Origin of the sequence: Robiginitalea aurantiaca (genome assembly GCF_030380815.1) — a bacterium.
GTDB lineage: Bacteria > Bacteroidota > Bacteroidia > Flavobacteriales > Flavobacteriaceae > Robiginitalea > Robiginitalea aurantiaca.
Genome location: NZ_JAUDUY010000001.1, coordinates 123797 through 136465, shown reverse-complemented (window position 1 = coordinate 136465; position 12669 = coordinate 123797). Strand labels below are relative to the sequence as shown.

The window sequence follows — 12669 nt, the reverse complement described above, 5'->3', positions numbered from 1 at the left end:
AATAATGGACGATAGAGAATTGGAAAAACTGTTCCAGGAGCAACTGGAGGATTACCGGGAAAACCCGGATCCCAGGGTTTGGAATCGCATCCACTCTTCCCTGGACAAGAAAAAACCCACTCGGGTTATCCCGCTTTGGTGGCGTTGGGGTGCTGCGGCGGCAGTACTGGCAGGAATGCTCTTTGTAATAAACCCATGGGAAGATTCCGAAAGCCGGATACCTGCTGTCACGGGTACTGAGGTTAATCAAGATGCCAGAAGTCCGGAAAAAGGGGATACCCCTGATTTGAACACACCCCCTATTACCCCGGTTCCATCCGAGGTAGTGGCCGGTAAGGATCCCGAAGATGTGCAGCCCGGGAAAGCCGAGGGAAAGCCTGGAAACCTTCCTGGAAAAAAGTCGACACGGCCTGAAATGATTTCCACAAAGGAAAATACGCCACAGGTCAAGACTTTGCTCGCCTCTGAGTCCCAAATGCAAAAATCCCCCGGTGAGGAGGAGGGAAAAGCCTCGAATTCCCTTCAATTTAACGGACAGGCGGATCTGGCAACTGCTGTGAAAAAACCCGGGAATCCGGAATTGGACAGCAAAGGGACCCTGCCGGAAAATGATGCTTTGCCTTTATTGGATTCAGACCAAAAGAATGAAAGGGAGGCTGAAGCTCTGGCATCAAAGGAAGATGGGAAAAAATCCATTTTTGAAGCCATAGAAGATGAGGATGCTGTCGCAGAACAGGCAGATAAAGGTGGCAAATGGATGGTAGGGCCCAGCCTTGCCCCCGTCTATTTCGATTCATTTGGAAACGGGTCTCCGATATCGCCCAATTTTGTGAACAATTCCAAATCGGGCTCCGTAAATATGAGTTACGGACTTCAGGTAGCCTATAAAGTATCCCCGAAGATTAGTATTCGTTCGGGAATTCACAGGGTTGACTACGGATACAACACCAATGAAGTAGGTTTTACCTCTTCTCCCTCGGCCCGTCCGAGTTCCCTTATCCGAAGTATTAGTTACTCTGAAAACTCCAAAAGCCTTGTGGTTCACAGCACGGCCGGCGGGGCCCGGGAGCCCCAGCAGCCGACAGCTGTCGACATATCGGCACCCAGCCCGGCCCGACAAGGGCAGATGGTTCAGGAATTCGGATATCTCGAAGTTCCCGTTGAAATGCAGTATACCTTAATCGATAAAAAATGGGGGCTTAATCTGATCGGAGGCATGAGTTCGCTTTTTCTGATGGACAATTCCGTTAGCCTCGAGTCCTCCGGGACTATAACCGAAGTTGGGGAGTCCAATAACATGAATTCGCTGAATTTCAGCACCAACCTCGGGTTTGGTTTATTCTATCGGCTAAATCCGCGACTGGAACTCAACCTTCTACCGATGTTTAAATACCAACTCAACACTTTTTCTCAGACAGAAGGAAGTTTCAGACCCTATTCCGTGGGTGTATACAGCGGTCTTAGTTTCCGATTCTGAGTCTAGTGACCATGCCAGGCACGATGTTTATATATACCTTTTAGTATATTAAATGGCTGGCACTAGGTTCCGTGACACGGTACATTCGGTCCTTCGACCAGGCTTTCCAAAATAACCTCCCTTACAGCATTACTCAAGACTGGGGTGTCTGACGTATTTGAGTTTTTTGTGTTAAAAAACGGATGAACCCGTGTTCTCAAAAGCCCTGGGGATCCGCTGTAAAACCGGAAAGGGAATCGGGTTTTATTGTCGTAAAACGTTATAGGGACTATCGGGATTTTGTGGGCTATCGCCATTTTGAACGCTCCGTCCTTGAATGCGTCCAGGACTACTGACTCATCCGGCACACCTCCCTCCGGGAAAATACAAATACTCAGTCCTTCATCAAGACGCCTTTGGGCACGCCTGTAGACGGCCGAACGGCTGCGACTATCCTCCCGATCCACCATAATACAAACCCGTTTATAAAAAAATCCAAAAACAGGAATATTAACCAGCTCTTTTTTTCCCACAAACACAAAAGGATTCCGACTAACCCTGAGCATTAACATGATATCCAGCATACTGGTATGGTTCGCTACGAGCATATAGCTTTCTGAGCGCTTCATGCGTTCACAATACGTTATTTTCGGAGGACACCCCATCCCATAAAGAATGACCGGGGCCCATAGATTCCGGGCAAGCCAGAAAAACTGAGGGTACGTCTTCTCAGATAAGGTGGAAGCGATGAGCAAAGGGGAAAATATAATGATTGGTATGGTAACCAGAATATAAAACCAGACTCTATACAGGGCCCGCCCTGCTTTTTTCAGAAAAGCCAGCATAGGGTCAAATGTAAGAATTTTGGGAGGGTTCTTGTAATTGCGTTACTTTTGTTTTTCTATTCAAATTTCAACCCATGCCACGGATTTTAACTGGGATTCAAAGTACCGGAACTCCCCATTTGGGAAATATTTTAGGAGCCATCATCCCCGCCATCAACATGGCGTCCAAACCCGAAAATGACTCCTTCCTCTTTATTGCAGACATGCACTCCCTTACACAAATCAAAGATGGGAAACTCCTGAGTGAAAACACCTATGCTACAGCCGCCACATGGCTTGCGTTTGGTCTTGACCCCGATAAAACGGTGTTCTATCGCCAAAGCGATGTGCCCCAGGTGACCGAGCTCTCATGGTATTTAAGTTGTTTCTTTCCGTATCAACGCCTGACCCTTGCCCATTCCTTTAAGGATAAGGCAGACAGGCTGGAAGATGTCAATGCAGGCCTTTTTACCTACCCTATGCTCATGGCTGCCGACATTCTGCTGTATGACGCCGATTTTGTTCCGGTGGGCAAAGATCAATTGCAACATCTGGAAATGACCCGGGATGTCGCCTCCAGGTTTCATGCTCAGATGGGGGAAACCTTTGTGATCCCGGAAGCCAGAGTACAGGATGAAACCATGTATATCCCCGGTACCGACGGAGAGAAAATGAGTAAAAGCAAGGGGAACCTCATCGATATTTTTCTGTCAGACAAGGCGCTGAGAAAGCAAATTATGGGTATTATAACAGACAGTACGCCCCTTGAAGATCCCAAAGATCCGGATACCGATACCGTTTTTGCCCTATATCAAATTCTGGCCGGGAAACAAGCCATAGCAGAAATGCGCTCCAATTACGCGGGTGGAAACTATGGTTACGGGCATGCGAAACAGGCGCTTTACGAATGCCTCCTGGAAAATTTTGGAGAAGCCCGGGAACGTTTTCATTATTATATGTCACATCGGGAAGAAATTGATGAAGCCCTGTTTATTGGTGCGGAAAAAGCCCAGAAAGTAGCTGATTCTGTCCTTGAAAGGGTTCGTGGAAAACTCGGGTATTGAAATTTGGCTGTTCCGACCGGGGAGTCGGTTTTACTTTGGAAGGCGAAAAAGTGAACGGGGCGCAATCCGGATAAACGGTCACTTGATTCGACCGAACACCTTTTTTGAGCCTCCCACACCTCAAATCCCTCGAAAACCGACCCGCTAGTTGGTAAATTTAGGTGTCAATTCAAACTTTTTGCCGGGAAGCGGGCGAATAATGTCTTTCATTTCCATCCCTAATAACACCACAACGGCCTCCCGGACTGTGAGTTCACAGGATATCGCAATATCATCCAGGATTTGAACTCCATTTTCACAAAGAAATTTCCAAATTCGAGCCTCCTCCGAATTCAGTTCAGGGGCGGACGCCTCTATTTTTTTCTGGGTTTTTTGTCCTGGTGTGTACCCTGATGAAACCCAGTTGAGTGTCCCTGCTAACTGTTGGACGGATTGCAGCAGGTGTGCCTTCTGTTGATCTATCAGTAAATTGCATCCGGCACTGTAGGCATCCGAAATTCTGCCAGGGACTGCAAAGACTTCCCTGTTATAGTCAAACGCCAGGTCGGCTGTAATCAGGCTTCCACCTTTCAGGCCCGACTCCACTACCACCGTAGCCGGGCTTAAACCTGCGATGATCCGATTCCTCCTTACAAAATTCATGGGCTGGGGAGTCGTCCCCAACCAAAACTCTGAGAGCAGGGCTCCTTCCTTCAGGATCTCAGAGATGTATTTAACGTGTGCTCCGGGATACACCATATCCAGACCGTGCCCCATGCAGGAAACTGTCCTGAAGCCCATTTTAATAGCCATCCTTTGTATACAGATATCCACTCCATAGGCGAGGCCACTAATAATCAACGGGTTAAAGGGTTTAATTTCTTCCAGAAGATGTTCGCAAAACCTCCGTCCATACGAAGTCATCTTCCGGGTTCCGACAACACTTAACGCGATGTTACCGGAAAACTCTAGTGGCCCTTTCTGAAACAATACCAGGGGGGCGTCCGCACATTCTTTGAGAAGTGTGGGGTAGGCCCTGCCAGACAACGGCAGGCATTGAATGCCCCTGGACTCCGCCTTTAAATACTCCTGCTCCGCTTCCTCCCTGTATTTGGAATTCAATAGGTTACCGGCCATTTTTGGTCCGACTCCGTGGATGTGAACCAACTGCTTCTGAGATTGGCTGAAAATTTTCTGTACATCTCCGAAATGCGCTGCCAATTTACGGCCGAGAACAGGGCCTATCCCCTGGACTCTTTGTAACCTGATCCACGCAAGTACTTCATTTTCTGTCATTTAAAAGGTGTGTTGTCAACAGGCGAATGGCCCCGTGTTAATAAAAGGAAGCCCTTCCTGTTGTCCAGACTGTTAAATTTTGCCATCTTTGTTTTAATGCAATTAGAAAATTACATCTCATCCCTGCTATATCGGTACCAATGTGTGGTAGTTCCGGGTTTCGGGGCATTTTTGTGCCAAATTAAATCTGCATCCCTGCAAGTTGAAAGCAATACATTCCTCCCTCCTTACAAGGAATTGTCTTTTAATTCACAGTTGCAAACCAGCGATGGACTTTTGGTGTCCCATATAGCTCAGGCAGAAGGGAAGTCTTATGAGGAAACACTGGAAAATGTACTCTCGGCCGCTAAGGATTGGAGTGAAACCCTGAAGACTGAAAAACAACTGGATTTCCCTGATCTGGGCTCCTTCAGGATGAATCAGGAAGGGCGAATTTCCTTCGAACCGACCACAAGGGTCAACTATTTAATGTCTTCATTCGGGCTAAGTCCCGTAATCGCAAATGGTGTTACGCGTGAAGTTCTCAAAGAAGAAGTACGTCAGATAGAGACAAATATTCCCTTTACAATTACGCCAGAGGCGCGTAAAGTAAAGGGGTTGAGGCCATTGTACAAATATGCAGCGGTCGTTTTGCTGGCTGTTTCAACCACCCTGAGCGGATATTCCCTCTATCAGGAAAAAATTGATTCTACGGCAATCGCATACGAAAAGGCTCAGAAAGAGGTCTCCAAAAGCATTCAGGAAGCCACTTTTTTCAGCACGCGTCCGGTGGAACTGCCATCAATAAATCTCAATGTGCATTCCAAAATTGAGCGCTCCCATCACATTATCGCCGGGGCCTACAGGATCAGGGAAAATGCAGACAAACGGATTTCCCAACTGCTTTCCCGCGGATACGATGCCCGATATCTAGGCCAAAATCGGTATGGCTTATATCAGGTTACTTATGCCAGTTTTGCGGATCCTAACCAGGCCCTAGAATTCCTGAAAAAGGTCAGGAGCGAAGATTCTGCAGATGCGTGGCTCCTCTCGATGGATTAGTTCGTGCAAAACCCGGGATAATTTCTAAAGGGAAGACGTATCTTTGCCGAAAATTTCCCAATGGAAGCGAAACGTCCCAGTGAGTCCCGGACCACAATGACCGATACGGTTTTGCCTAGTGAAACCAACCCCCTGAACAACCTTTTTGGTGGAGAACTGCTGGCCCGCATGGACCGGGCAGCGAGCATTACGGCCCGAAGACACAGTCGCCGGATAGCCGTTACTGCTTCCGTAAACCATGTGGCTTTTAACCGCTCCATTCCACTTGGAAGTGTCGTCACGGTTGAAGCGAGCATATCCAGGGCCTTCCGAACCTCAATGGAAATAGTTATTGATGTGTGGACCGAGGACCGCTTCAGCGGAGAACGCACGAAGGCTAATGAGGCTATCTATACTTTTGTAGCCGTGGATGACATCGGAATCCCTACAGAAGTTCCTCCTGTACTTCCCGAAACCGAACTGGAGCAATTACGTTTTGAGGCTGCACTGAGGCGCAAGCAACTCAGTCTGGTATTGGCGGGAAAAATGAATCCGCACGATGCCACGGAATTAAAGGCTTTATTTCAGGAGGACTAAGAACCTTTTATCACAATCGGTATATCCACTCTTCCGGATTCAGGCGGTTCGCATCGCGATAGAGATAGAATTTTAGTTGCGTCAAACCGCTGGACTTACTGGTATATATTTTACCAAGGGCGTCCTTTACCTTGACTTTATCGCCCTTTTTCACATAGAGCTCAGCCAGGTTGTAATATGTGCTGATAAAGTTCCCGTGTTTGAGTTGTACCCCTTTATTGCCCCCGGGTACCGCGAGTACCGCAATAACTTCACCTTCAAAGACGGCCCGTGCATCCGATCCTTCGTCAGCTGCGATAATTACTCCATTACTCTGGTGCTTAATTCCCGGATATACCGCATCCGCATAGACCCCGTATCCCTGTTTTTTGACTCCTTTTTCGACCGGCCAGATCAACCGGCCTTTATTGGCTGAAAAATTATTGGCAATGAGCGTAGCCTCAGGGGTTAGTGCAAATTTACCGGGACTTGTTGTGGTTTTTCCGCTCTCCCGGTTCGAGGCGGCTATGGCAGATCGGATCATATTTTCGATCTGTCGTTCAATAGCCCGGGCTTCCTTCCGTTTTTTATCTATCTCTGCCGCATACGCACTTTCGTTGCGGCGAATTGTCTTCAAAAGCGCCTGTTGGGATTCCACTTCATTGGTCAGTTCATTCTTCACGCGCCGGTTTTGGGCTATCAAAAGTTCCTTTTCCTTGCGCTGCCGGGTTAAATCATTGTTTAAAGTGCTGAGTTCTTCAGTTTTTACAAGGATCTCTTCCCCTTGTTTCTTTCGAAACTGCGTATACTGCTTCATGTATTGCAATCGCTTGAAGGCCTGAAAAAAACTGGTGGATGACATCAAAAACAATAACCGGTTCTGTTGTGAACGGTTTTCATAGGATTTACGGATCATCTGGGCGTAATCTTCCTTTAGGGCCTGCAGATCTGATCTCAATTTGCTGATTTGGCGGATATTCGTATTAATCTGCCTGTTGAGTAAATTGGACTGCTGATTGGTGATCCGGATAAGTTGTTGTTGCCTGTTGATCTTTTGATTCAGCGCGTCCATCTGATCGAGGACGCTCCCCCTCTGTTCCTTTTGGACCAAAAGCAACCTGTTGATCTCCCGTATCTCATTCTCCAGGCGCTCCTTACGTGCCTCCAGCGCCTTCTGTTCTCCGGTCTGGGCATACCCTGACAGGCCATAAATCAAGAGGCCAATAAAAAGGACGCGGGTTAAGATATTGATGCCTTCAATTCTCACTTTAGAGCCACCGGATTAAAACCTTTCGGTATTTTATAGGGAAAACGCAATTCCCTGTCCAATTCTACCTGTTTATAGTCGATTCCTATCGTAATCTTTTGATCTGCCTCGACGGCGTCAATTTGAACATAGTCGGGTAAAACCTGACCCTGTATCTCCTGATAACTCGTGTAACGCACCTCCATCAGCCGACGCTGTGCGGGTTGCGCCAGCTCCTGGGACGCTATTCGGAAGTACTGGGGCTCTATCTTCAACAGGAATTTGTACAACTCAAGAGCTGCTTTGGGCTGCAATTCGTAAGCCTTTGGTGAATACCGCAGCTCGTAATTTTGTCCTGACAGCTCCATCATGGACTGCCCTATTAAAAGGTTCTGTAATTTTTCAAAATCCACCTCAGACCCTAATATCTGATTGAGATAGGTGTAATCTCCATCAAAATATTCATTGTTCAGTTTGTTATAAAAGGAAACACGTCCTGGAGTAATCAAAACCTTTATTACGCCCAGTGGGGCGCTGAGCCAAATCACCTCGTCTTTTTTCATCCTCAGGGAAACCGTCACACTTTGAGAATCCTCACCGTCCGAGTAATCGATTCCCAGTCTTCCGCTCAAGGTCCTGAACTTTACCTCTGCGGCCTCGTGATTCCGAATAACATTTTTAACCGAAAGGCGTTCATCTACATCTGCACCGCCGACAAGCCGCGAAGAGCCACAGGCACTCAGGATAAGCAGTGTGCTCGAAACAATCGGTATAATCCATTTCTTTCTCACAATCCGGCTTTTAATTTATCCGAATACTTCTTTGCCTTTTCGGTATCGCCCAGCATAATGTAAGCCTCTGACATGGCGCTGTATATCTGTTGTCCGACTTCTGATGGTTCCAGAAGATAGCTCTCTCCTTCCTTAAGGACAGATACGGCTTGCTTTGCGCGATCCTGTCGCAACAAAGATAATCCCTTGCAGTAGTAGAACCGAGGTTGCAGGGGAAAACGCTCTATGGCACTGCTGCTTTCTTCTTCTAAAGCTTTCCAGTCTGAGGCCTTTAGTAGAACGTCCAGTCGGGATTCAAAAGCGGCAATGGAACGGCTATCTTCTGAAGGCCCTGAAGCTTCAGGCTTGTTTTCGACTGTGGCAGGAGCGCGTATGGCTTCCAACCGATTTACTTCCTGCAACAATTGCTTTGCATCCTCCTGACCGGCCAGGGGCGTCAACTGCTCCCTCGCTTTTTGATAGCGTCCTTCCGCAAGATACCATCGGGCCAGGTTCAATTTGAATTCGGGGGCGCCAAATGGCAAATCAGCCCTGTAATCGTCCACATTCTTAGACTGATGTTTAAGGGTTTGCATAAAGGAGTCTACATACCAGTATTCTGAAGGGTCCGCCCGAACAGCATCCAGGGCAAATGGCTCTGCCCTGTTATACGCCCTGGCCAGAATAAGAATTCTGGCGAGTTCGTAATCCACCACCGGATCATCTGGCCTGTACTTCTTAGCATCCAGCATCAGGGCTTCGGCCCGGTCGTAGTTCTCAATACCTTTTTGTTTCAGGGATTCAAAAAAAGCTTCCTGAAATTCATCTGTATAAGGTTCAGTGAATAAGTCTGCACTGCCTTCCTCCTGCCCGATGACCAAACCCGGTCCCAGTAGTAGCAAAAACATCCACAATATCCCCTGACATCTCATCCTCGAATTTCGCTTTCCGTTAATCGACCCCTGTACTTCCAAAGCCCCCGCTTCCGCGTTCTGTGTCCGTGAGGACCTCCACCGCTTCCCACTCAGCCTGTTCAAAGCGGCTAATTACCATTTGAGCAATTCGCTCTCCATGCGCAATGGTCACGGGCTCATTGGATACATTCACAAGAATTACGCCAATCTCTCCCCGGTAATCTGCATCTATGGTTCCCGGGCTGTTGAGCACTGTAATCCCCATTTTCGCGGCGAGACCACTTCTGGGTCTTACCTGAGCTTCATAACCCACAGGCAGTTCCATATACAACCCTGTTCCGATTACCGCCCGCTCAAGAGGCCCCAGGCGTACCGGCGCCTCGAGTTGCGCCCTGAGGTCCATTCCGGCTGAGGCTCCGGTCTGATAGGAGGGAAGCTCATTTGACGACTTGTTTATGATTCTCACTTTCATTTTCCGCGTATTAATTTGGTCAAAACCTCTTTTTCAAGTCTGTATAATATCCCCAAAAATACTAAAAGTAAAAGCAGGCCAGAGAAGAGATTCCTGTTAAATACATAGAAAGAAAGCCCGGAAAAGAGAATTGAAATAGCCATGTAGAAGAAGATCTTCCGGAGATTGTACGGTATTGGATAATATTTTCTTCCCAGGTAAAAAGACAGGATCACCATACTCCCGTAAGCCGCCAGGGTTGCCCAGGCAGATGCGTAATAACTGTATTTGGGAATAAAGAAAAAGTTGATGGCAATGGTAATGACCGCCCCTACTATGGAAATTATGGCCCCGAAGCGCGTCCTGTCGGTCACTTTGTACCAAACGGACAGGTTGTGGTAGATCCCCAGGAAAAAACTGGCTAGCAAAATAATAGGCACGATGGCCATCGCCTCCCAATAGGCTTCATCGCGGACAAATAATACCTTAAGGACATCCGCAAAAACGACCACCCCCAAAAGGATGACACTTCCCAGGACAACGAAGTAATTCGTGATCTGGGCATATGCTTTTCTCGGGTTTTCCGAATTGGAATGACTGAAGAAAAAAGGCTCAATTCCAAGTCGAAAGGCAGTGGCAAAAAGCGTCATAAACATGGCAAGGCGATAACAGGCGGCGTATTTACCCATCTCAGTTTTTGCGATGTCTTCTGGCAGAAGCTCCGTCAGCAGATATTTATCGAAGACCTCGTTGATGGTAAAGGCGATCCCGGCTATCATTACGGGAATGCCGTATTTGAGCATCCGTTTAAATAATGCCTTGTCAAACTCAAAGCGCATCTTAACGTAATTCCCACTCAGAATGAGTAATGTGATCCCGCTGGCGATCACATTTGAAATCAGGATGTAATTAACCTCAAAATCCGGCCGGTACAGGGCCTTCCAGACCCCCCCGCTTTCGCTGGCTGCCAGTTTTGGCAGTAAGAGCAGAAAAAACAGGTTAAAACCCATGTTTACGCAAATATTAGCGATTTTAACTATGGCGTAAACTGCCGGTCGCTCCATTGCTCTGAGCCGGGCAAAGGGAATTATCACAAGGGCATCCAGACATAAGATGGCAATGAAATACCCCATGTACCTCGGATCGATATTCAGAAGGTCCGAAAGGGTGTCCTTAAACAACAGAAAGCTGCACAGAAATAGCAGTGTAGAAGCAGCTATGGAGATCAGGGCAGTGGTATGCACCCGTTCCTTGTCGGGTTCTCTGCTGTAAAAACGAAAAAAAGCAGTCTCCATGCCGTAGGCGAGAAGGACATTGAAGATCGCAAACCATACAAATACAAGTGAAACCTCACCATAGAGTCCGGGAGGCATGACCGAAGAATACAGTGGAAGCAATAGGAAAGAGAGCATTCTGGGCAGCACCGTGGCAAGGCCATAAATGAACGTCTGCTTGAATAGTTTCCTGAAAAGCTTCAACTAGGCGTGGGTTAGATCTTAATCTAAATTAGGCATTTAGGGAGAGCCGGCAAAGTCAGTTCTTTGTCCGCTCCGGGTAATTCCGTCCTGTTTTTTCCACCACCCCGCTGATCTTATAGTAGTGCTTTTTTTCTGAAGACTTTACAAAATAAGACATTACGGCTTCATCCGGACCCAGTTCAAATGGGAAATCTCTCCCCTCGGGCAGTGGCTTTGGAGGTTGATTCCCAACCTCTCGCAAAGAATCGGCATGCATAATAAGGTCTGAATTTGCAAAACTTGGGGTCAAATACGTTCCGGTAATCAGGAATCCGGTTTCCGTTTCCTCACGGTTTAATTTTAGAATCCTCCCCCTGAAATAAAGAGAGTCCACATCGATTGAAGAAGGGTCGGCCGGGTTCCAGCGGGCTTGAAACCGCATTCCGGTCCCACTTTCCTCACGTCCTCCGGCCCAATACGATACCGTAGGGCGTTCTATCGAAAACGGGGGGTCTGATTCCAGTTTTTTTTGGGAGCTACAACTCATTAATCCTATCGCAGTGAATAAGATGGTAAAACAGACGGATATTCTCATAAATAACGATACTGAAGGATTGTAAAGATACCTTTCCAATTTTGATGCCAAAAATGGAAATTGCACTTTCGGTTTCCTCGGGGGGGTATGCAATCACCTTTGGGCAAATAAAAAACCCCGGCAAGACGCCAGGGTTTTTATCTTATTCCAGGACACATTAATTGTTAAGCGCCTCAGCGCCTCCAACGATCTCCAGGATTTCATTTGTAATAGCCGCCTGACGGGCCTTGTTGTAGGTAAGTGTCAGTTGGTCTTTTAAATCTCCTGCGTTATCCGTCGCTTTGTGCATTGCCGTCATACGGGCTCCGTGTTCGCCGGCATACGAATCCCTGATCGCCTTAAACAATTGCGTTTTCAGGGATTTTGGAATGAGTTGTTCTACAATTTCGGCTTCGGAGGGTTCATAAATATAATCGGCAGATCCCTGTTGTTCAGATTCAACCTCTGCCTGAATCGGCAGGAATTGCTCTGTAATTACAATCTGTGTGGCTGCATTTTTAAACCTGTTGTAAACCAGTAGAATACGATCGTAGCGCCCCTCAGTAAAATGCGCCATCAGGTCCTCTGCAATCGGAGCAACCTCTTCAAAAGTGAGGTTGTCGTATACCTTGTTGTGGTTAGACACAACGGTATGCCGCTTGCTTAAAAGATCATCTGCCTTTTTTCCAATAGTTACAAAGTCTACTTGCTTATTGCCGTATTCCCCCTGAACCAGCGAAACACTTTGTTTGACGATATTCGAGTTAAAGGCTCCACAAAGTCCCCGGTTAGAGCTTATGGAAACAATGAGTACTTTATCAACCTTTCGAACATCCGCGTAGTTGCTCGCAGTATCTGCGTCCAGATTCGCACTCAGGTTCTGAAGAAGTTCTGTCAGTTTATCTGAATACGGGCGCATAGCTGTAATGGCATCCTGTGCTTTCTTCAGCTTTGCAGCAGATACCATTTTCATGGCACTGGTAATCTGCATAGTCGAAGAGACCGATGCGATGCGATTTCGTATTTCCTTTAAATTTGGCAT

Annotated in this window: 13 protein-coding genes; 4 read left to right on the top strand and 9 right to left on the bottom strand. The window is 47.3% G+C overall.

Translation table 11 applies throughout. The features are described from left to right. Positions 1-4 precede the first annotated feature (4 nt). Positions 5-1477, top strand: coding sequence for a porin family protein (locus tag QU605_RS00565; protein WP_289723310.1), 1473 nt, complete (start codon positions 5-7; stop codon positions 1475-1477). 62 nt (positions 1478-1539) lie between these two features. On the opposite strand, the gene QU605_RS00560 is transcribed toward QU605_RS00565, so the two are convergent. Beyond that, positions 1540-2301, bottom strand: coding sequence for a lysophospholipid acyltransferase family protein (locus QU605_RS00560; protein ID WP_289723309.1), 762 nt, complete (start codon positions 2299-2301; stop codon positions 1540-1542). 74 nt (positions 2302-2375) lie between these two features. Here QU605_RS00560 and trpS point away from each other — a divergent pair, with 74 nt between their 5' ends. Further along, positions 2376-3344: a tryptophan--tRNA ligase gene (gene trpS / locus QU605_RS00555; protein ID WP_289723308.1), complete on the top strand. Its 969-nt coding sequence runs from the start codon at positions 2376-2378 to the stop codon at positions 3342-3344. A gap of 144 nt (positions 3345-3488) precedes the next feature. Here the strand turns inward: trpS and dprA are convergent, their stop codons facing one another. Then, on the bottom strand, positions 3489-4619 hold the full coding sequence (gene dprA, locus QU605_RS00550; protein WP_289723307.1) for a DNA-processing protein DprA: 1131 nt from the start codon (positions 4617-4619) through the stop codon (positions 3489-3491). A gap of 96 nt (positions 4620-4715) precedes the next feature. Here dprA and QU605_RS00545 point away from each other — a divergent pair, with 96 nt between their 5' ends. Then, a complete protein-coding gene (locus QU605_RS00545; protein ID WP_289723306.1) occupies positions 4716-5660 on the top strand; it encodes an HU domain-containing protein in 945 nt (314 codons plus the stop codon). Between the two features lie 60 nt (positions 5661-5720). Beyond that, a complete protein-coding gene (locus tag QU605_RS00540; protein ID WP_289723305.1) occupies positions 5721-6236 on the top strand; it encodes an acyl-CoA thioesterase in 516 nt (171 codons plus the stop codon). 10 nt (positions 6237-6246) lie between these two features. Here QU605_RS00540 and QU605_RS00535 read toward each other — a convergent pair whose 3' ends face one another. The 7 genes from QU605_RS00535 to atpG all read right to left on the bottom strand — a co-directional run bounded on the left by QU605_RS00535 (position 6247) and on the right by atpG (position 12669). Beyond that, the gene (locus QU605_RS00535; RefSeq protein ID WP_434967913.1) at positions 6247-7476 is read right to left on the bottom strand and encodes a murein hydrolase activator EnvC family protein; all 1230 of its coding nucleotides are present in this window, start codon (positions 7474-7476) and stop codon (positions 6247-6249) included. Between the two features lie 2 nt (positions 7477-7478). After that, positions 7479-8252, bottom strand: a complete 774-nt coding sequence (gene lolB1 / locus QU605_RS00530; RefSeq protein WP_289723303.1) for a lipoprotein insertase outer membrane protein LolB1 — start codon at positions 8250-8252, stop codon at positions 7479-7481. Continuing rightward, complete coding sequence (locus QU605_RS00525; RefSeq protein ID WP_289723302.1) at positions 8249-9139, bottom strand: tetratricopeptide repeat protein; 891 nt, start codon at positions 9137-9139, stop codon at positions 8249-8251. The genes lolB1 and QU605_RS00525 overlap by 4 nt, the downstream gene beginning before the upstream one ends. Positions 9140-9182: 43 nt before the next feature. Beyond that, complete coding sequence (gene dut, locus QU605_RS00520; protein ID WP_289723301.1) at positions 9183-9617, bottom strand: dUTP diphosphatase; 435 nt, start codon at positions 9615-9617, stop codon at positions 9183-9185. Continuing rightward, positions 9614-11074, bottom strand: coding sequence for a lipopolysaccharide biosynthesis protein (locus tag QU605_RS00515; RefSeq protein ID WP_289723300.1), 1461 nt, complete (start codon positions 11072-11074; stop codon positions 9614-9616). Before QU605_RS00515 ends, dut begins: the two co-directional genes overlap by 4 nt. A gap of 55 nt (positions 11075-11129) precedes the next feature. Further along, complete coding sequence (locus QU605_RS00510) at positions 11130-11648, bottom strand: hypothetical protein (protein WP_289723299.1); 519 nt, start codon at positions 11646-11648, stop codon at positions 11130-11132. Positions 11649-11805: 157 nt separating this feature from the next. Continuing rightward, positions 11806-12669, bottom strand: coding sequence for an ATP synthase F1 subunit gamma (gene atpG / locus QU605_RS00505; RefSeq protein ID WP_289723298.1), 864 nt, complete (start codon positions 12667-12669; stop codon positions 11806-11808).